This window comes from Streptomyces rectiviolaceus, from assembly GCF_039533825.1.
Lineage (GTDB): Bacteria > Actinomycetota > Actinomycetes > Streptomycetales > Streptomycetaceae > Streptomyces > Streptomyces rectiviolaceus.
Genome location: NZ_BAAAUG010000037.1, coordinates 1 through 20,094, shown reverse-complemented (window position 1 = coordinate 20,094; position 20,094 = coordinate 1). Strand labels below are relative to the sequence as shown.

Sequence of the window (20,094 nt, the reverse complement as noted above, 5' to 3'; positions counted from 1 at the left end):
ACGCGAGTCGATGTGATCTGTCTCAACGCCCCCAGCCGCACATGTGGATCACTCCCATGAGCCGGGTAGGGTCCCTGACGTACTGTGCTTCAACTGCAATGCGGCCATCGGCGAGTTGGGAGAAGATCCTGACACTTTGCGGCGGGCCGTCACTTACCTGGAAGGAAACGCGTGGAAGCCAACACTCGTAGCACCGGGCGTCTACCAGCTGCCTTCCTGACGCCTGGTTCTTCGTCCTTCATGGACTTCCTGTCCGAGCACCAGCCCGCGATCCTGCCGGGCAACCGGCAGTTGCCGCCCACGCAGGGTGTGATCGAGGCGCCGCACGGCACGACGATCGTGGCGACGACGTTCCCCGGCGGCGTGGTGCTCGCCGGTGACCGGCGGGCGACCATGGGCAATGTCATCGCGCAGCGCGACATCGAGAAGGTCTTCCCGGCCGACGAGTACTCGGCCGTCGGCATCGCAGGCACCGCCGGTCTCGCCGTGGAGATGGTCAAGCTCTTCCAGCTGGAGCTCGAGCACTTCGAGAAGGTCGAGGGTGCCACGCTCTCCCTGGAGGGCAAGGCCAATCGTCTCTCCACGATGATCCGGTCGAATCTGGGAATGGCCATGCAGGGCCTGGCAGTTGTCCCGCTCTTCGCGGGGTACGACGTGGACCGCGAGAAGGGGCGCATCTTCTCGTACGACGTCACGGGCGGCCGTTCCGAGGAGCACGGCTTCGCGGCCACCGGCTCCGGTTCGGTCTTCGCGCGTGGGGCGATGAAGAAGCTCTACCGCAACGATCTGACGGAGCAGGAGGCGACGACGCTCGTCGTGCAGGCGTTGTACGACGCCGCGGACGACGACTCGGCGACGGGTGGCCCGGATGTGGCCCGCCGCATCTATCCGATCGTGACTGTGATCTCCGACGAGGGTTTCCGGAGGCTGGCGGACGACGAGTCCTCCGAGATCGCCCGCTCGATCCTGGAGCGGCGCCTGGAGCAGCCCGACGGCCCGCGGGCCTCGCTGCTCTGATCGATCCGTATTCGCCACTGACTGAGTCACTGACAGAAAGGGACGGATAGCCGGTGTCGACGCCGTTCTATGTCTCACCCCAGCAGGCCATGGCTGACCGGGCGGAATACGCCCGCAAGGGCATCGCCCGTGGTCGCAGCCTTGTTGTGCTGCAGTTCGCCGATGGCATCGTGTTCGTCGGCGAGAACCCGTCCCGTGCGCTGCACAAGTTCAGCGAGATCTATGACCGGATCGGCTTCGCGGCCGCCGGCAAGTACAACGAGTACGAGAACCTGCGGATCGGTGGCGTGCGGTACGCCGATCTGCGTGGGTACACCTACGACCGTGACGACGTGACGGCCCGTGGGCTCGCGAACGTCTATGCCCAGACGCTTGGCACGATCTTCTCGAGCCAGGCGGAGAAGCCGTACGAGGTGGAGTTGGTCGTCGCCGAGGTGGGTGCCACGGCTGACGCCGATCAGATCTACCGGCTTCCGCATGACGGTTCGATCGTGGACGAGCACGGCTCGGTCGCGGTCGGCGGCAATGCCGAACAGATCAGCACGTATCTCGATCAGCGTCATCGTGACGGGATGACGCTCGCCGAGGCGCTGAAGCTGGCCGTGCAGTCGCTGTCCCGCGACACCAACGGCAGTGAGCGGGAGATCCCCGCGGAGCGGCTCGAGGTGGCGGTCCTGGACCGTACGCGGCCGCAGCAGCGGAAGTTCAAGCGGATCGTCGGGCGTCAGCTGGCGCGGCTGCTCGAGGGGGACGCCTCGGCGCCCACGGACGCGGAGTCCGACAACGAGGAGCTGGATGCCGAATCCGGCTCCGCCCCCGACTCCGGGTCGACCGAGGAGTAGTTCGGTTCGTCGTACGCCCCGTGTCCCGGCCCAGCGGCCGGGGCGCGGGGCGTACGCATGTGGGGGGTCAACGGGCGGCGGGTGCCGTCGAGCCGCGGATCACCAGCTCGACGGGGAGGGTGTCGGTCCGGGGTGTGCGCCCGTCGAGGACGGCGAGCAGGGACGTCATGCCGCGTTCGCCGAACAGTTCCGCGGGCAGGCGCACGGTGGTGAGTTCGGGTTCCACGGCGGTTGCGAGGGTGAGGTCGTCGAAGCCGGTCACCGAGAGGTCCTCGGGCACGCGCAGGCCCAGCCTGCGGGCCGCTTTGCAGGCGCCCGCGGCGAGGATGTCGTCGTCGCAGACGAGAGCGGTGGGGCGGGGTCCCGGGGCGGAGAGGGCGGCTTCAGCGGCCGTGCGGGCATCGTCGACGGTGAGGGGCGCCCGGACGGTGCGTACGGCCGCGTCGGTGCCCCTCAGCGCCTGTGCGAGGGCGTCGGAGCGTACGTCGAAGGTCCAGGAGTCGACGCCCGCGGCGAGGTGCAGGAAGTCGCGGTGGCCCAGGGCGAGCAGGTGCTCGGCGGTCTGGCGCATGCCGTCGCCGATGTCCAGGTTGACGGTGGCCGCGCCGAGGCTGCCCGCCGGGTCGCTGTCGAGCATGACCAGGGGGAGCGCGTCTCCCTGGATGGTGGCGAGGGCGTCGGATGCGATGGAGGACGCGAGAATGCCGTCGAGGGCGGCGCGGCTGGAGTCGAAGGGGTCGCGGGCGGGGCCCAGGCCGTCGGGGGAGGGGTAGAGGACGACTCCGAAGCCGTGTTCGCCGGCGACGCGGGCGGCTCCGGTGTAGACGCGGGCGAAGAATTCGTTGGTGAGGGCGGGGACCACGAGGAGCGCTGTCCTGGTGCGGCCGAGGCGGAGGTTGCGGGCCGCGAGGTTCGGGCGGTAGCCCAGTTCGCGGGCGGTGGCCCTGACGCGCTCGGCGGTGCGCTCGGCGACCCGGCCGCGCCACTTCTCGCCGAACACGAGGGAGACGGTGGCCTGGGACACCCCGGCGGCGCGTGCGACGTCGCGGCTCGTGGGGCGTGGCCCTGCGGCCTCCTGCTGTGGCCCGGCCACTACTGGTACCTCCCAGGTCGGTCCCGCGGGGAGATCGGGATGGACCCGCGGTGAGCGCTCATGGTACGTATGACGCTCGACGTTATACGTAAAACCTCGGTGCGACGTCGCCGAGCGGAGGGGCGGGAAGCATGGCTGCCGGGTACGCGGAGATCCTCCGGACGAGATACGCGGGGCGTCTCCTCGCGGGCACGCTGGTGGGCCGGCTGCCGAACGCCACCGCCGCGATCGCCATCGTGCTGTTCATCCGCGCGGAGGGCGGGACGTACAGCCTGGCCGGTGGTCTCGCCGCGGTGTACGGCGTGGCCAACGCGGTGGGGCAGCCGCTGCTCGGCCGCCTGGTGGACCTCTACGGGCAGCCGCGGATCCAGCTTCCGTCGGCGGTCATCTCCGCCCTCGGCATGGGGGCCTTCGCCTTCACCGGGCCCGATTCGCTCGGCCTCGGGTACGTCGCGGTGGGCGTGGCAGGTCTCTTCACACCGCCCCTGGAGGGCGGCCTGCGCGCGCTGTGGCCGAGCGTCCTGGGCAAGGAGGAGCAGGTCCACAGGGCGTACGCCATGGACGCCATCGCCCAGGAAGTCATGTTCACCGTCGGGCCGTTGCTCATCACGGGCTGTGTGGCGCTCTGGTCGGAGCAGGTCGCGCTGCTCGTCGTGAACGTCATCGGTGTGCTCGGCGCCCTCTCCGTGGTGATGTCGAAGCCCTCGCGCGCGTGGCGCTCGGCGCCCCGCGAGGCGCACTGGCTCGGCGCGCTGCGCTCACCCGGGCTCATCGCGCTGCTCGGCGCGTTCCTCTTCATCGGCATGGCGCTCGGTTCCATCACCGTCGCCGGTGTGTCGTACGCCGATGAGCACGGCGGCGACGCGGTGTACGGCTGGATGATGGCGGCGCTCGGACTCGGCGCCCTCATCGGCGGATCCGTGTACGGGGCGCGGCAGTGGGCAGGCGTACCGGAGAAGCGGCTGACCTTCTTGGTGGCCCTGCTCGCACTCGGCTACTGGCCGCTGACGCTGACGCCCGGCGCCGTCGCGATGACGGCGCTCGCGGGCGTCGCGGGGGTCTTCCTCGCGCCGGCGCTCGCATGCGCGTTCATCATCGTCGACCGGCACGCTCCCCGGGGCACCGTCACCGAGGCGTTCTCCTGGCTCGTGACGACGTTCACGGTCGGCGCGTCGCTCGGCACGGCCGCGGCGGGGCCGGTCGTCGAGTGGGGCGGGACCGTGTGGGGCTTCGCCGTTCCGGGGCTCGCGGGGATCGCCGCGCTGCTTGTCCTGCTGGCCACAGCGCGGGCGCTCGCACTACCCGCTGATTCAGCGGTCGTTGCGGGTTCATCGGAAAATGATCGAAACGGTGCCGTCGAACCCGGTTTCAGGGCAGGGCATCAGGCGTAATGTTCAGTCATGGACCGCCGCATTTTCGGGCTGGAGAATGAGTACGGCGTCACGTGCACGTTTAGGGGACAGCGGCGTCTGTCTCCTGACGAGGTGGCGCGCTACCTCTTCCGCCGTGTTGTCTCATGGGGCCGCAGCAGCAACGTCTTTCTGCGGAACGGCGCCCGCCTCTATCTTGACGTCGGGTCACATCCGGAATACGCGACACCGGAATGTGACAACGTGACCGAGCTGGTCACCCACGACAAAGCGGGCGAGCGCATTCTGGAAGGCCTGCTCGTCGACGCCGAACGCCGCCTGCACGAGGAGGGAATCGCGGGCGACGTCTATCTCTTCAAGAACAACACCGACTCGGCGGGAAACTCCTACGGCTGCCACGAGAACTATCTGGTGGCCCGGCACGGGGAGTTCTCGCGGCTCGCGGACATCCTCATTCCCTTCCTCGTCACGCGACAGCTGCTGTGCGGCGCGGGCAAGGTGCTGCAGACTCCGCGCGGCGCCGTGTACTGCGTCAGTCAGCGTGCCGAGCACATCTGGGAAGGGGTCTCCTCCGCGACCACCCGCTCCCGGCCGATCATCAACACCCGCGACGAACCACACGCGGACGCCGAGCGCTACCGCCGGCTGCACGTCATCGTCGGCGACTCGAACATGTCCGAGACGACCATGCTCCTGAAGGTCGGCGCCACCGACCTCGTCCTGCGCATGATCGAAGCGGGCACGGTGATGCGCGACCTGACCCTGGAGAACCCGATCCGGGCGATCCGCGAGGTCAGTCACGACATTACGGGCCGCCGCAAGGTGCGCCTGGCCAGCGGCCGTGAGGCCTCGGCCCTCGAAGTGCAGCGCGAGTACTACGAGAAGGCCGTGGACTTCGTGGACCGCCGCGGCATCCGCACGGGCACGGTCGAGCAGGTCCTCGAGCTGTGGGGCCGCACGCTCGACGCGATCGAGGCCGAGGACCTCGACCGCATCGGCACGGAGATCGACTGGGTCATGAAGTACAAGCTCATCGAGCGGTACCGAGCGAAGAACAACATGACCATGTCGCATCCGCGGGTCGCGCAGATAGACCTCGCGTATCACGACATCCACCGCCGTCGAGGGCTTTACTACCTCCTGGAGAGGAAGGGTCAAGCCGCCCGTATCTGCAACGACTTGAAGATCTTCGAAGGCAAGTCGGTGCCGCCGCAGACGACCCGCGCACGGCTGCGCGGCGACTTCATCCGCAGGGCCCAGGAGCAGCGCCGCGACTTCACGGTCGACTGGGTGCACCTGAAGCTCAACGACCAGGCACAGCGCACCGTGTTGTGCAAGGACCCCTTCCGGTCGGTCGACGACCGGGTGGAGAAACTGATCGCCGGTATGTAACCCCCGATACAGGAGGTGCGTTGCGGGAACGCAACGCGGGGCGCCGTACGTTCCTCGTACGGCGCCCTTCTCCATGCGTAGAGTTGCGCGCACGCCAACCGACAAGATCGACCGATACGAGGCCCCCACCGTGCGCCGACGCTCACTTCTCCTTGCTGTCCCGGCCGGCCTGCTCACGCTGGCCGGGTGTGGTGACGACAAAAAGGCCGACAAGGCCAAGTCAAGCGACAGCCCGTCCCCTTCCAACTCGACGTCGGCCGCGCCGACGGCGAAGATCGTGGACGGGCCCGTTCCCGAGATCACGAAGGGGACGAAGTTCGGTGAGAAGCCGACCGTCGCCAAGGGGCCCGGCAAGCCGTCGTCCGACCTCGCGGTCAAGACGCTGATCGAGGGCAAGGGGGACGAGGTCAAGAAGGGCGACTACCTCCAGGCGAACTACCTCGGCCAGATCTGGGCCACGGCCAAGGTCTTCGACAACTCGTACGACCGCGGCAACCCCACGGTCTTCCCGATCGGCGTCGGTCAGGTCATCCCCGGCTGGGACCAGGCCCTGGTCGGCAAGAAGCTCGACAGCCGTGTGCAGCTCGCGATCCCGCCGAAGATGGGTTACGGCACCGAGGGCAACAAGCAGGCGGGCATCAAGGGCTCGGACACGCTGGTCTTCGTCGTGGACCTCGTGGGCACCTTCAGCAACAAGAGCTCGGCCAAGGGCAAGGAGGTCGCGCAGTCCAACATCGACCTCCCCAAGGTCGGCACGAACACGGACGGCAAGGCTCCCAAGATCGACGTCCCGAAGAAGGACGCCCCGAAGAAGCTCGTCGCGAACTACATCCTCGAGGGCGACGGCGACGAGATCAAGGAGACCGACAGCCTCCTGTGCCAGTACAAGGGCGTGCTGTGGGCCGACGGCAAGGAGTTCGACTCCTCGTACAAGAGCGGTCAGCTCGCCTCGTTCCAGCTGGCGCAGGTCGTCAAGGGCTGGGCGCAGGGCCTGACCGGCAAGAAGGTCGGAAGCCGCGTCCTGGTCGTCGTCCCGCCGAAGCTCGGTTACGGCGACCAGCCGCCGCAGGGCAGCACCATCAAGAAGGACTCCACGCTGGTCTTCACCGTGGACATCCTCGCGAAGATGTAACACTGTCCCAGCTGGCCATTCGTATCAAGCAGGAGCACTAGACGTGAGCATCGACAAGCCCGAGATCGACTTCCCCGAAGGTCCGGCACCGGCCGACCTCGAGATCGTGGACATCTGGGAGGGCGACGGGCCCGAGGCGAAGGCGGGCGCCACCGTCTCCGTCCACTACGTGGGTGTGGCTTTCTCCACCGGTGAAGAGTTCGACGCCTCCTGGAACCGCGGCACGCCGCTCCAGTTCCAGCTGGGCGCCGGCCAGGTCATCGCCGGCTGGGACCAGGGCGTCCAGGGCATGAAGGTCGGCGGACGCCGCCGGCTGACCATCCCCTCGCACCTGGCGTACGGCGAGCGCGGCGCCGGTGGCGGCCGTATCGCGCCCGGCGAGGCGCTGATCTTTGTCTGCGACCTCGTCGGCGTCTGAGTGACGACTGAGGTCAGGGTCTGATCAGACCTGCCCATCGAGGGTCCATGCCTGTCCTGGCATGGGCCCTCGGCTGTTGCCACGACTTTTGCCACGACACCCCGGGGCGGTACGGTCGGCGGTCGGAAGCACTGTTGAGAAAGGGCGTCGATGGCCATTGCCAAGGCCGAGCGGCTGATGAACCTGGCGCTGTGTCTGCTCGGGACGAGGCGGCCGCTCAGCAAGCGCGAGCTGCGCGAGTCCATCGAGGCCTATCTGGAGGCGGGGTCCGACGACTCCTTCAACCGGATGTTCGAGCGCGACAAGGACGATCTGCGCGAACTCGGCCTGGTCATCGAGACGGTGGAGAACCTCGACGGCGACGTGGGCTATCTCGCGCGCCGCGACAGCAACCGCCTCCCGCCCATCACCATCGACGCCGAGGAGGCCGCAGCGCTCGGCCTCGCCGCCAAGGTCTGGCAGCAGGCCCGCCTCGCCGGAGCCGCCAGCGGCGCCCTGCAGAAGCTGCGCGCCGCAGGACTGCCGGAGGACGTCGACCCGTACGGCACACACAGCGCGCTCGAACCGCGCATCCCCGTGCACGAGGCGTCCTTCGAGCCGCTGATGCTCGCCTGCCGGGACCGCCGCCCCGTCGTCTTCGACTACCGCAAGGCCACCGCGGCCCGCCCCGAGCAGCGCCACGTCGAGCCGTGGGCCCTGGAGTGCTGGCGCGGCCACTGGTACCTCGCGGGCTGGGACCGCGACCGCGGCGCCGAGCGGGTCTTCAGGCTCTCCCGCATCACCGGGAAGGTCCGCGCCCGCGCCGGCAAGTTCACCGCGGACATCCCCGATGTGGTCACGGTGCGCGAGACCGTCGCGAGCTGGGCGGGGGAGAGCGCCGACCGCTCCGCCCTGATCAGACTGCGTACGGGCGCGGGCTATCCGCTGCGCGCCAAGGCCGCCCAGATACGTGAAGTGGGCGAGGGGTGGGACGAGTTGGAGATTCCGTACGGGCACGGGCTCGACGCCTGGCTGGTGGAGTTCGGGCCCGATGTCGTGGTCCTGGAGCCCGCGGAGCTGCGGGCCGACGTAGTGGACCGGCTGCGCGCCGTGGCCAAGGGCTGAGGGGACGTACAGACCATGGCCTCGAACGCCATCGACCAGACCCGGCGGATGCTCTCCCTGGTGACCTATCTGCGCGAGCGCCCCGGCGCCCACGTCACCGATGTCGCCCGCGCCTTCGGGATCACCGAGGACGAGCTGATCTCCGACCTGGACGTGCTGCCGCTGTGCGGGACCAGCTTCCGCGGCGGCGACCTCCTGGACATCGACACCGACGGCGACCGCATCTGGTGGCACAACGCCGACGACGTGGCGGCCCCCCTGCGGCTCGCCGCGGACGAGGCCACCGCGCTCTTGGTGGCCGCCCGTGCGGTCTCCACGCTTCCTGGGCTGCGCGAGAGCGACCGGCAGGCGCTGGTGCGCGCCACCGCGAAGCTGGAGACGGCGGCCGGTGACAACGCGGGCGCCAGTGCGCGGCTCTCGGTGACCTTCGAGTCCGAGGGCGGTGTCTTCGCCGACGTCGACCGCGCCATCTCCGAGCGGCGCCGGCTCTGGCTGCGCTACTACTCACCGGCGCGTGACGAGCTAACCGAGCGCGAGGTCGACCCGATCCGGCTCTTCGCCGTCGGGCACACGTACATGGAGGGGTGGTGCTACCTCTCCGAGGCGCGCCGCACCTTCCGCCTCGACCGGGTGGCCGAGATCAGGATCCTGGACGAGGCGTCCTCGCCGCCCGAGGTCGAACTGCGCGACCTCTCCGAGGGACTGGTGCAGCCCGCCGCCGAGGACCCCGAGGTCGTCATCGAGGTCGGGCCCGGCGGCCGCTGGGTCGCCGAGTACTACCCCCACGACAGCGCCGATGAACTCCCCGACGGTGGGCTGCGGATCACGCTGCGCACCCCGGACCCCACTTCGCTGCGCAGGCTCGCGCTGCGGCTCGGCGGGGACGGCCACATCGTCTCCCCGGCGGATCTCGCGGACAGCGCACGGGCTGCGGCGCGCGAGGCGCTCGCGGCCTACGACAGACAACCCGACGGGTCGTACGACAGGCAGGAGCAAGGGCGTTGAACACCAGCATCATGTCCGAGATTCCCGGAATGTCGAGAATCGCCCCTGTGCTCTTCAAGGCCGCCTGTCCCGACTGCCGCGCCGGTTTCGAACTCTCCGCAGGCGCCCTGCGGTTGGCCATCGGAGCCTCCGCCCGGACCACCTTCTACTCGTTCACGTGCCCCGAGTGCGGCATCGCGGTGCGCAAGCCAGCGGGCGAGCGCATCGTCGAACTGCTCACCGGCGGCGGGGTGCGGACGCTGCGTCTGCACTCGACCGTCTAGGCTCGGCGCATGTTCTGGGCGATGCTGGCGATTGCCGCGGGGTTCTGTGGCCTCGCCGTGCTCGGCGTACTGGCGATCCGGGTCTTCGTAGAGGCGCAGCGCCTCAGCTCCCAAGTGACGGAGACCACACAGCGGATCAACCGCGCGGCGGAGGATCTCGAGGCGGCCGCGACCGGTGTGGTCCGTGCGGGCCGAGATGTCCTTTAGATCCTGTGAGTCCTGACGGTGCAGCCGAGACGCGCATCGACACCGCGGCCTGTCAACTTCCCTTGTCCGGAAGGTACGCTGCTGAAGTGGCCCGGAGTGCGAGGCGCGGGCCGCAACTGGGAGTACGCACAGGGATTGCCCTGCGTTCACCCCTGAGCGTTACGATCGCTGCCAGCACGGTGGCCGGACAGCAAGTCCGGCCTGTCCGGCAGCCCCGCCCCTGCCGCCTCGGTGAGAAGGTAAAGACCTATGTTCGGAAAGATCGGCGCCCCCGAGATCATTCTCATTCTCGTCGTCATCGTTCTCCTGTTCGGCGCGAAGAAGCTTCCCGACATGGCCCGGTCGCTCGGCAAGTCCGCGCGCATCCTCAAGAGCGAGGCCAAGGCGATGAAGACGGACGGCAAGAAGGACGAAGCCGCCCCGGCCGACCCGCCCAGCGACCCTTCCGCCGCCCAGCCGCGCACCATCCAGGCCGCGCCCGGCGACGTGACCAGCTCGCGCCCGGTCACCGAGCCCACCGACAGCACGACTAAGCGCTGATCCAAGGCCGGCGACGGCCGGCCTGCCGCACGAGATGAGGACGTGGGTTGCTCAAGTCTGCCCGCAAGAAGGAACAGGATCCCGAGGGGCGGATGCCGCTTGCGGAGCACCTGCGCGAGCTCCGCAACCGGCTCGCGAAGGCCGTGCTGGCCATCATCGTCGTCGCGATCGTCGCTGCCTTCTTCTACAAGGACATCATCGAGTTCTTCACGAACCCGATCCTGAGCTCCGTGGGGTGCGAATCCAGCTTCACCGAGCTGGCCGACAAGGGCGGCAAGGAGACCTGCGCGCGCATCGTGCTGAACGGTCTGATCACGCCGTTCACGCTCGCCCTGAAGATCTCCCTGATGGCCGGTGTGGTGCTGGCCTCGCCGATCTGGCTGTACCAGCTGTGGGCGTTCGTCGCCCCCGGCCTGCACAAGAGCGAGAAGAAGTACGCCTACGGATTCGTGGGCGCAGGCTTCCCGCTGTTCCTCGGTGGCGGGTACTTCGCGTACCAGACACTGCCGACGATGGCGCGCGTGCTGCTCGAGTTCTCGCCGGGCGGCGTCGACAACCAGCTGCCGCTGGACGAGCTGATCGACCTGGTCACCCGCATGGTGATCGTCTTCGGCCTCTCCTTCGAGCTGCCGCTCCTCCTGGTGATGCTGAACCTCACCGGAGTGCTCACCGGGCAGCGGATGCTCGGCTGGTGGCGCGCCATGATCATGGGCATCACGGTCTTCGCGGCCGTGGCGACGCCGAGCACGGACCCGCTGACCATGATCATGCTCGCCGGGCCGATCTGGGTGCTGTACTTCGCGGCCACCGGCTTCTCGCTCCTCAACGACCGGCGCAAGGCCAAGATCGAGGCGGCCGGGCCCGATGACGACGAGGCGTCCGACCTCGATCTGACCCCCGAGGACGTCGGCGAGATCGAGACCGTGTCCGCGAACAGGGCGCTGCCCGAGCAGGCGAGCGGCGACGGCGCCGACCGGGACCGGGTAAACGGTTTCGACGACGTGACGTGACCTTGTGTGACGTGACCTTGTAAGGTCCTCCCTCAAACTCCGTCCGGGGGGACCTCCAGTGACCAGCGAGATCACGCTCTTCGTCAATCCCACCGCGGGACGCGGCCGGGGCGCCCACGCGGCGCAGCCGGCCGCTTCCGCGTTGCGGGCCTCGGGATTCTCCGTGCGCACGGTCATCGGCGAGGACTCTTCCGACGCGCTGCGCCGGGCGCGCGATGCCGTGGATGCCGGTACGCGCGCACTGATAGCCGTCGGCGGCGACGGCATGGCGAGCCTCGCGCTGCAGGCCGTCGCAGAGACATCGACGCCCCTGGGCGTGATCGCCGTGGGCACCGGCAACGACTTCGCGCGTGCCCTCGGGCTTCCGGTGCGCGATCCGGCCGCCGCTGGGGCGGTCGTCGCGGACGCGCTCGGCGCGGGGCGTACCCGCGACATCGACCTGGGCCGGGTGGGCAAGACGTGGTTCGGCACCGTGCTCGCGTCGGGCTTCGACTCGCGGGTCAACGACCGGGGCAACCGGATGCGCTGGCCGACCGGGCGCTTCAAGTACGACTTGGCGATGGTCGCCGAGCTGGCCGCCTTCCGGCCCATCCCGTACCGGATCACGCTGGACGACGACCAGGTCCACCAGGTCGAGGCGACACTCGTCGCCGTCGGGAACGGATCGTCGTACGGCGGTGGCATGAAGATCTGCGCGCGGGCCGACATGAGCGACGGCCTCTTCGATGTCACGGTCGTCGGCGACTGCAGCCGTACGACGCTCCTGAAGGTCTTCCCGCGGGTCTACAAGGGCACGCACCTGGACCATCCCAAGGTCACCGTGTTCCGGGCGGCGAAGGTGGAGCTCGCGGCCTCGGGGGTCACCGGGTACGCGGACGGGGAGCAGCTCGGCGGGCTTCCGCTGAAGGCCGAGTGCGTGCCGGGGGCCGTGCGGGTCCTTGGCCCCCGGGGGTCGCAGGAACCGTAAGGCAGATAATGATCGTCCGTTGTCAGTGGTGGCCGGTAGTCTCGAAAGCACGATGACAGAGGACCTCTCACCGGCCGAGCGGTATGCGGCGGCGCGCGAGCGCGCTGTCGAGCAGGCCACAGCACTCGCCGGCTTCCGCGAGATGTACGAATTCGGCCTCGACCCCTTCCAGATCGAGGCCTGTCAGGCGCTCGAGGCGGGCAAGGGAGTGCTCGTGGCCGCCCCCACGGGTTCGGGCAAGACGATCGTCGGCGAGTTCGCCGTGCACCTGGCCCTGCTGCAGGGCAAGAAATGCTTCTACACGACGCCGATCAAGGCGCTCTCCAACCAGAAGTACGCCGACCTCTCCAAGAGGTACGGCGCGGACAAGGTCGGTCTGCTGACCGGCGACAACAGCGTCAACTCCGATGCTCCGGTGGTCGTGATGACCACCGAAGTGCTGCGGAACATGCTGTATTCGGGCTCGCAGTCGCTGCTGAACCTCGGCTATGTGGTGATGGACGAGGTGCACTATCTGTCCGACCGCTTCCGTGGCGCCGTCTGGGAAGAGGTGATCATCCACCTCCAGGAGTCGGTGACGCTGGTCTCCTTGTCGGCGACCGTCTCGAACGCCGAGGAGTTCGGCGACTGGCTCGACACCGTGCGGGGCGACACCCAGGTGATCGTCTCGGAGCACCGCCCCGTGCCGCTGTTCCAGCACGTCCTCGCCGGGCGTCGGATGTACGACCTCTTCGAGGAGGGGGAGGGCCAGCGAAAGGCCGTCAACCCCGACCTCACGCGCATGGCGCGGATGGAGGCCAGCCGTTCGTACAACCCGCGTGACCGCCGCAAGGGCAAGATGATCCGTGAGGCGGACCGCGAGCGCGAGCGCAGACAGCGGTCGCGGATCTGGACGCCGGGACGGCCCGAGGTCATCGACCGGCTCGACTCCGAAGATCTCCTTCCCGCGATCACGTTCATCTTCAGCCGCGCGGCCTGCGAGGCAGCCGTGCAGCAGTGCCTGCACGCGGGCCTGCGGCTGAACGACGAGGACGCGCGGGCCCAGGTCCGCGAGATCGTCGAGGAGCGCACGGCCGCCATCCCGGACGAGGACCTGCACGTCCTCGGTTATTACGAATGGCTGGAGGGCCTGGAGCGCGGCATCGCCGCGCACCACGCGGGCATGCTGCCGACCTTCAAGGAGGTCGTGGAGGAGCTCTTCGTCCGTGGGCTCGTGCGCGCCGTCTTCGCCACCGAGACCCTCGCGCTCGGCATCAACATGCCCGCGCGCAGTGTGGTGTTGGAGAAGCTCGTCAAGTGGAACGGCGAGCAGCACGCGGACATCACCCCCGGTGAGTACACGCAGCTGACCGGCCGTGCCGGGCGTCGCGGCATCGATGTCGAGGGCCACGCGGTCGTCCTGTGGCAGCGCGCCATGAGCCCGGAGCACCTCGCGGGCCTGGCCGGCACGCGCACGTACCCGCTGCGGTCCAGCTTCAAGCCGTCGTACAACATGGCGGTGAACCTGGTCGAGCAGTTCGGGCGGCACCGCTCGCGCGAGCTCCTTGAGACGTCCTTCGCGCAGTTCCAGGCCGACAAGTCGGTCGTCGGCATCTCACGCCAGGTGCAGAAGAACGAAGAGGGGCTCGAGGGCTACAAAGCCTCGATGACCTGCCACCTGGGCGACTTCGACGAGTACGCGCGCCTGCGCCGCGAGCTGAAGGACCGGGAGACCGAGCTCGCCAAGCAGGGTGCCAACCAGCGCAGGGTGGCCGCCGCCGCTGCCCTGGAGAAGCTCAAGCCCGGTGACGTCATCCACGTGCCGACCGGGAAGTACGCCGGCCTGGCGCTCGTCCTGGATCCGGGGATCCCCGCGGGGCGGGTCAACGGCCACCGCGGCTTCGAGCACCAGGACGGGCCAAGGCCCCTGGTCCTCACCGCCGAGCGGCAGGTCAAGCGGCTCGCATCGATGGACTTCCCGGTGCCGGTCGAGGCGCTTGAGCGGATGCGCATCCCGAAGTCGTTCAACGCGCGCTCGCCGCAGTCGCGCCGGGACCTGGCGTCCGCGCTGCGCACGAAGGCGGGGCACATCGTCCCGGAGCGGCATCGCAAGGGACGCGCCGCCGCAGCCGACGACCGCGAGATCGCCCGGCTCCGCACGGAACTGCGGGCGCACCCCTGTCACGGGTGCGACGACCGCGAGGACCACGCGCGGTGGGCCGAGCGCTACTACCGCCTGCGGCGGGACACGGTGCAGCTGGAGCGGCGCATCGAGGGGCGCACGAACACGATCGCGCGGACCTTCGACCGGATCGTCGCGCTGCTCACGGAGATGGACTACCTGCGGGGTGACGAGGTCACCGAGCACGGCAAGCGGCTCGCCCGGCTCTATGGAGAGCTGGACCTCCTTGCGAGCGAATGCCTGCGGGAAGGCGTGTGGGAAGGGCTCAGCCCGGCCGAACTGGCCGCCTGCGTCTCGGCGTTGGTCTTCGAGGCCCGGGTCGCGGACGACGCGCTCGCGCCCAAGATGCCCTCGGGGAAGGTGAAGGCCTCTCTCGGCGAGATGGTGCGGATCTGGGGGCGGCTCGACGCCCTGGAGGAAGAGTTCAAGATCAACCAGGCGGAAGGGGTCGGGCAGCGGGAGCCCGACTTCGGGTTCGCCTGGGCGGCGTACATGTGGGCGTCCGACAAGGGCCTCGACGAGGTGCTCCGGGAGGTCGAGATGCCCGCGGGGGACTTCGTGCGGTGGTGCAAGCAGGTGATCGACGTCCTCGGGCAGATTTCCGCGGCCGCTCCCCGCGAGGGTTCGACCGTGGCCAAGAACGCCCGCAAGGCCGTGGATCAGCTGTTGCGGGGTGTGGTGGCGTACAGCTCCGTCGGCTGACACGGGGACAGGGCGGGCCCGGGGGTTTCACCCCCGGGCCCGCCCTTTTTCGTACCCGGATCCGCCTGTTCGACGCCATCACTCCACGTGTTCGATTGATCGCCACGCGTGCAAATGGAGCCGAGTGTATGCCCGTCGGCAAGGCCGCTGCAGAGGGTTGCTGAATATGACTCGGCGATGATTCCGGCGGACTAAGCTCGCCCGGAGCGCGGCGAGTTGAAACGAGTTGCGATAGATTCGCGCGCTTGTTCCCAAATCTTTCGATAGTTCGCATACGTCTCCCGCGCTCAACTCCCCGTAAACTCCCCCCATTTCACAGAATCAACCCCCATTCCTCCCCCAAGACGAGTGTTCAGAGGGCATACATGGTGAGTGTTCAATCGCCTCCCGGTGGCCGAGAAGTCCCTTACGCACGTGTGCTGTTGCTGCCCGCCATGCTGATGGCCGCGGCGACCGGAGCCGCCGTCGCCGCGGTAACGGAACCCGCCCGCATCGCGGTGGGCTGGTGCGGCGCGATCGCGACCCTCGTGGTCATCGCGGTCGGCGCCGAAGCGGTGCGCCGCGGCCGGTCCATCCGGGAGTTGCACACCCAGTACGCACAGCGGCTCGCATTCCTGGAGCGGCGCATCGCGTCCCATGACGACGAGACCGTCCGCCTGGGCAGGGAGATCATCCCCGAGGCCGTCTTCCGGCTCCGCCAGGGCGAAGCACCCTCGGAAGTGATCCGCAATCTCGTCGACAGCGACGAGTCCTTCTCCGAACTCCCGCAGTCACAGCGCCAGATGCTCCGTAACGTCCTGGACACCCTGGACACCGGAGAGGCGATGCGCGAGTCCTCGCAGCGCGCCTTCGTCAACATCGCCCGGCGCGTCCAGTCCATCGTCCACCAGCAGTCCGCGGAACTGCGCGAGATGGAGGAGTTCCACGGCCGCAACCCCGAGGTCTTCGACGACCTGCTCCGCATCGACCACGGCACCGCGCTGATCGGCCGCCTCGCCGACTCGATCACCGTGCTCGGCGGCGCCCGTCCGGGACGCCAATGGCCCAAGCCCGTACCGCTGTTCAGCGTGTTGCGCGGCGCCATGTCCCGGATCCTGGAGTACCAGCGCGTCGACCTGCACTCGATCGCCAAGGTCGCCATCCGCGGCACGTCCGTGGAACCGCTGATCCACGCCTGCGCCGAGCTGCTCGACAACGCCACGCGCTACTCGCCGCCGCAGACCCGTGTGCACGTCACCGCCGTCGAGGTGCAGACCGGTATCGCCGTCGAGATCGAGGACGGCGGCGTCAGCCTCAGCGAGGAGGCGCGGGCACGGGCCGAGCGCATGCTCGCGCAGGCCCAGGCCGGCATCGACCTGAACGACCTCGGTGAGAGCCCGCGCCTGGGCATGGCCGTCGTGGGTCGGCTCTCGCAGATGTACAACCTGCAGGTCTCGCTGCGGCAGTCCGCGTACGGCGGCGTCCGCGCGGTGCTCATCGTCCCGCGCGAGATGATCACCACAGGGCCCGCCCCCGGCCTCGCGCACGGCATCGGCGCGTCCGCGGTGCCCCGGGTGAACGCCGAGGGCCAGCCCATCGAGGAGGCCCAGGGCATCCGGCGCAAGAAGCCCCGCGTGATGACGGCGGGACCGCCGCTCTCCAAGTCGCTCACCGCGGCCATGGAGGACGACATCCCCGAGGTCACCGAGTGGACGTCGAACGGTCTGCCGCAGCGCCGCAGCCGGGTCCGCACCCCGCTGGCCGAACGGCTCGCGCAGGAGGCCGCGGACGAGAAGTACGCAGCGCAGCGCGCCCAGTACGCCCCGCAGGCGGCCGCGCCGGTCGTACCGGAACCGGCGAAGAAGGAGGAGAAGGAGCCCGGCCTCTGGATCGAGGCCTTCATGAAGGGCGTCAACGGCGACGAGTCCGCAGCCGATGACCCGTTGTTCCCCAAGGGCCACAGCGAGAACGACCACGGCACCCCAGACAGTGCTGGCAGTGCCGACAACGCCGACGAGGGGGGCTGGAAGTGATCCAGCAACGGGCCAATTTCGACTGGATGCTCAAGGAGCTCGCCGACGGGGTGCCGCAGACGCGGCAGATCGTGGTGCTCTCCGCGGACGGTCTGCGCATCGCGCGCTACGGCGGCGACCCTGACGCCGCCGACCGGCTCGCCGCCGCCTGCGCGGGACTGCAGTCCCTGGCCGCCGCGGTCGCCACCGAGATCCCGCACGCCGACGGCGGGATGCGCATGGTGATCATCGAGGTCGGCGGCGGCTACTTCTATCTGATGGCCGCCGGAGCCGGTGCCTACCTCGCGGTGCTCGCCGACGAGACCGTCGACGCGGGCCTCATCGGCAACCGCATGCGGGACTTGGTCGTCCGGATCGGCGCCCATCTGACGAGCCCGCCCCGGCGAGATGGGCAGGCCGTATGAATCCTCCGCAAGGCGAGAACCCCTCCCACCGAGACGACCCTCCCCAACGGCAGCGGCGCAGCCCGGAGAACCCCGAGCGGCTCTACATCCTGACCGGTGAGGACACGGAGCGGGCGGCGCTCGACCTCGTCACGCTGATCGTCGCGCACGGCGAGGCGCCCCCCACGGCCGAGCCGGAGCACTCCGCCGTCCTGCGGCTGTGCAAGACGCCACTGTCGGTCGCCGAACTCTCGGCGTATCTCGCGCTGCCGTTCAGCGTGGTGACCGTCCTGCTGACGAAGATGCTCGGGGCCGACCTGGTGCAGGCGCGCGCGCCGATCGTCCGCTCCACGCTCCCCGATCGTTCCCTTCTCGAAGCGGTGATGCATGGACTTCAAAAGCTCTGACACGATCACCGGGCCCCGCAGCGAAGACGTCCTGCCCCACACGGCCACGGCCGCCGTGAAGGTCGTTATCGTGGGCGGGTTCGGGGTCGGCAAGACGACGATGGTCGGCTCGGTCAGCGAGATCCGTCCGCTGACCACCGAAGAGACCATGACCCAGGCCGGCATCGGAGTCGACGACAACTACGGCTCCGAGACCAAGACGGCCACCACCGTCGCGATGGACTTCGGCCGGATCAGCATCTCCGAGGAGCTGGTGCTCTATCTGTTCGGCACCCCCGGACAGGAGCGCTTCTGGTTCCTGTGGAACGGCCTCTTCGAAGGGGCGCTCGGCGCCGTCGTCCTCCTCGACACCCGCCGCCTCGAAGTCAGCTTCGACGTGATCGGCCGCCTGGAGGAGCGCGGCGTGCCGTTCGTCGTCGCCGTCAACGACTTCCCCGACGCGCCCCATCACTCGATGGAGGCGCTGCGCCGTGCCCTCGACCTGGACGAGGCGGTGCCGATGCTGAAGTGCGACGCCCGGCAGCGCGCATCGAGCCGCGACACCTTGCTGACCCTCATGCGGTACCTCCACTCCCTGTCGGTGGCCCGCGTCTGACACCTCATCCCATCCGCAACCCCGGAATCTCCAACCCCGGAATCTCTTCCGCGACCCCGGAGCGACGAACGTGACGACTCCTTCCCACTCCCACCCAGGCATGGACGACCCGGCCATGCCACCGCCCGGCTGCCCCGCGCACGGCCTCGGCCCAGGTGGCATGCGCCGTCTGTACGGGCCCGAGGCGGATACCGACCTCTCGGGCGTGTACGAGAAGCTGCGCGCCGAACACGGCGCCGTGGCCCCGGCCCTGCTGCACAACGACGTACCCATCTGGGCGGTCCTCGGCCACAGCGAGAACCTCCACATGGTCCGCACCCCCTCGCAGTACACCCGCGACTCGCGCACATGGCGGGCCGTCATCGACGGCACCGCGGGCCCCGACCACCCGCTGGCCCCCGTCTTCACCTGGCAGCCCATGGCCAGCATGGCGGAGGGCGCCGAGCACCAGCGGCTGCGCGGCGCGGTCACCGGGGCGATGGCGGGCCTCGACCACCGGGGGATCCGCCGCTACATCAACCGCTACAGCAACCTCCTGCTCAACGACATCTGCCAGGACGGCCACGCCGACATCGTGAGCCAGTTCGCCGAGCATCTGCCGATGATGGTGATGTGCCATGTCCTCGGGATGCCCGAGGAGTACAACGAGCGGATCGTGCAGGCCGCCCGCGACATGCTCAAGGGCACCGAGACCGCCATCGCGAGCAACGCGTACATCATGGACGCGCTGATGCGCCTTGTGGCGCGGCGCCGGGCGAAGGCGGAGGAGGACTTCACCAGCAACCTCATCGCGCAGCCCGCGCAGCTCACCGACGACGAGGTCGGCGCGCACCTGCGGCTCGTGCTCATCGCCGCGTACGAGGCCACGGCCAACCTCATCGCGAACGCCCTGCGCATGGTCCTCACCGACCCGCGCTTCCGCGCCCAGCTCAGCGGCGGCCAGATGACGGTCCCGGAGGCGGTCGAGCAGTCCCTGTGGGACGAGCCGCCGTTCAGCGCGATGGTCGGCTACTTCGCCAAGCAGGACACGCAGCTCGGCGGCCAGGAGATCAAGGCGGGCGACGGTCTGATCTTCGGCATCGCGCCGGGCAACGTCGACCCCGTCGTACGTCCGGATCTCGCCGCCAACATGCAGGGCAACCGCTCCCATCTGGCGTTCGGCGGCGGACCGCACGAGTGTCCGGGGCAGGACATCGGCCGTGCCATCGCCGACACGGGCGTGGACGCGCTGCTCATGCGCTTCCCGGACGTGGAACTCTCCGTCGAGGAACACGAGTTGACGTGGACCTCGTCCATCCTCTCCCGGCATCTGGTGTCTCTTCCGGTGCAGTTCGCGCCGCGGCCCCCGCAGGACGTGATGGCGCGGCCCATGGCGCGGGTGCCGAGCGCGCGCAACGACTGGCAGGTGTCGTCCCCCGGGCCGCGTCCCGCGTATCCCGCGACGCCGACGCCTCAGCCGACCGCGGGGCCGGCG

Annotated in this window: 20 protein-coding genes and 1 pseudogene; 20 read left to right on the top strand and 1 reads right to left on the bottom strand. The window is 69.2% G+C overall.

The features are described 5' to 3' along the window. Window positions 1–12 precede the first annotated feature (12 nt). From ABD378_RS12370 to prcA, 3 genes and pseudogenes are all read left to right on the top strand, one after another. Window positions 13–220 (top strand): annotated as a pseudogene (locus ABD378_RS12370) (endonuclease domain-containing protein); the annotation flags it as partial. Further along, window positions 172–1,017, top strand: coding sequence for a proteasome subunit beta (prcB, locus tag ABD378_RS12365; RefSeq protein ID WP_344520699.1), 846 nt, complete (start codon window positions 172–174; stop codon window positions 1,015–1,017). The pseudogene ABD378_RS12370 and the gene prcB, both read left to right, overlap by 49 nt. Window positions 1,018–1,070: 53 nt before the next feature. After that, entirely contained in the window at window positions 1,071–1,859 is a 789-nt protein-coding gene (gene prcA / locus ABD378_RS12360) for a proteasome subunit alpha (RefSeq protein WP_344520698.1), read from the top strand. A 67-nt stretch (window positions 1,860–1,926) separates the two neighbouring features. Here prcA and ABD378_RS12355 read toward each other — a convergent pair whose 3' ends face one another. Next, a complete protein-coding gene (locus ABD378_RS12355) occupies window positions 1,927–2,952 on the bottom strand; it encodes a LacI family DNA-binding transcriptional regulator (protein WP_344520697.1) in 1,026 nt (341 codons plus the stop codon). Window positions 2,953–3,083: 131 nt separating this feature from the next. Between ABD378_RS12355 and ABD378_RS12350 the strand changes: the two genes are divergently transcribed. From ABD378_RS12350 to ABD378_RS12270, 17 genes are all read left to right on the top strand, one after another. Further along, entirely contained in the window at window positions 3,084–4,343 is a 1,260-nt protein-coding gene (locus tag ABD378_RS12350) for an MFS transporter (protein WP_344520695.1), read from the top strand. Window positions 4,344–4,352: 9 nt separating this feature from the next. Next, on the top strand, window positions 4,353–5,714 hold the full coding sequence (pafA, locus tag ABD378_RS12345) for a Pup--protein ligase (protein ID WP_055550703.1): 1,362 nt from the start codon (window positions 4,353–4,355) through the stop codon (window positions 5,712–5,714). A gap of 130 nt (window positions 5,715–5,844) precedes the next feature. Continuing rightward, window positions 5,845–6,846 carry an FKBP-type peptidyl-prolyl cis-trans isomerase gene (locus ABD378_RS12340; protein ID WP_344520741.1) on the top strand — a complete coding sequence of 334 codons (1,002 nt, stop codon included), beginning with the start codon at window positions 5,845–5,847 and terminating at the stop codon, window positions 6,844–6,846. Between the two features lie 43 nt (window positions 6,847–6,889). Next, entirely contained in the window at window positions 6,890–7,264 is a 375-nt protein-coding gene (locus ABD378_RS12335) for an FKBP-type peptidyl-prolyl cis-trans isomerase (protein ID WP_344520694.1), read from the top strand. A 150-nt stretch (window positions 7,265–7,414) separates the two neighbouring features. Then, on the top strand, window positions 7,415–8,368 hold the full coding sequence (locus ABD378_RS12330) for a helix-turn-helix transcriptional regulator (RefSeq protein WP_344520693.1): 954 nt from the start codon (window positions 7,415–7,417) through the stop codon (window positions 8,366–8,368). A 15-nt stretch (window positions 8,369–8,383) separates the two neighbouring features. After that, complete coding sequence (locus ABD378_RS12325) at window positions 8,384–9,373, top strand: helix-turn-helix transcriptional regulator (RefSeq protein ID WP_344520692.1); 990 nt, start codon at window positions 8,384–8,386, stop codon at window positions 9,371–9,373. 11 nt (window positions 9,374–9,384) lie between these two features. Beyond that, entirely contained in the window at window positions 9,385–9,636 is a 252-nt protein-coding gene (locus ABD378_RS12320) for a hypothetical protein (RefSeq protein ID WP_344520740.1), read from the top strand. A 9-nt stretch (window positions 9,637–9,645) separates the two neighbouring features. Further along, window positions 9,646–9,843 (top strand): hypothetical protein, encoded by a 198-nt coding sequence (locus ABD378_RS12315; RefSeq protein WP_344520691.1) that lies wholly within the window; start codon window positions 9,646–9,648, stop codon window positions 9,841–9,843. A gap of 249 nt (window positions 9,844–10,092) precedes the next feature. Next, on the top strand, window positions 10,093–10,383 hold the full coding sequence (tatA, locus tag ABD378_RS12310; protein WP_344520689.1) for a Sec-independent protein translocase subunit TatA: 291 nt from the start codon (window positions 10,093–10,095) through the stop codon (window positions 10,381–10,383). A 47-nt stretch (window positions 10,384–10,430) separates the two neighbouring features. Continuing rightward, window positions 10,431–11,393, top strand: a complete 963-nt coding sequence (tatC, locus tag ABD378_RS12305; RefSeq protein WP_344520688.1) for a twin-arginine translocase subunit TatC — start codon at window positions 10,431–10,433, stop codon at window positions 11,391–11,393. A gap of 58 nt (window positions 11,394–11,451) precedes the next feature. Beyond that, the gene (locus tag ABD378_RS12300) at window positions 11,452–12,360 is read left to right on the top strand and encodes a diacylglycerol kinase (RefSeq protein ID WP_344520687.1); all 909 of its coding nucleotides are present in this window, start codon (window positions 11,452–11,454) and stop codon (window positions 12,358–12,360) included. Between the two features lie 52 nt (window positions 12,361–12,412). Continuing rightward, window positions 12,413–15,223, top strand: a complete 2,811-nt coding sequence (locus ABD378_RS12295) for a DEAD/DEAH box helicase (RefSeq protein WP_344520686.1) — start codon at window positions 12,413–12,415, stop codon at window positions 15,221–15,223. A 365-nt stretch (window positions 15,224–15,588) separates the two neighbouring features. Next, window positions 15,589–17,235, top strand: coding sequence for an ATP-binding protein (locus tag ABD378_RS12290; RefSeq protein WP_344520685.1), 1,647 nt, complete (start codon window positions 15,589–15,591; stop codon window positions 17,233–17,235). Beyond that, a complete protein-coding gene (locus ABD378_RS12285; RefSeq protein ID WP_344520684.1) occupies window positions 17,232–17,639 on the top strand; it encodes a roadblock/LC7 domain-containing protein in 408 nt (135 codons plus the stop codon). Before ABD378_RS12290 ends, ABD378_RS12285 begins: the two co-directional genes overlap by 4 nt. Then, a complete protein-coding gene (locus tag ABD378_RS12280; RefSeq protein ID WP_344520683.1) occupies window positions 17,636–18,025 on the top strand; it encodes a DUF742 domain-containing protein in 390 nt (129 codons plus the stop codon). The genes ABD378_RS12285 and ABD378_RS12280 overlap by 4 nt, the downstream gene beginning before the upstream one ends. Then, on the top strand, window positions 18,006–18,620 hold the full coding sequence (locus ABD378_RS12275) for a GTP-binding protein (RefSeq protein WP_344520681.1): 615 nt from the start codon (window positions 18,006–18,008) through the stop codon (window positions 18,618–18,620). Before ABD378_RS12280 ends, ABD378_RS12275 begins: the two co-directional genes overlap by 20 nt. A gap of 70 nt (window positions 18,621–18,690) precedes the next feature. After that, the coding region (locus tag ABD378_RS12270; protein WP_425583832.1) for a cytochrome P450 at window positions 18,691–20,094 on the top strand (1,404 nt) is incomplete at its 3' end.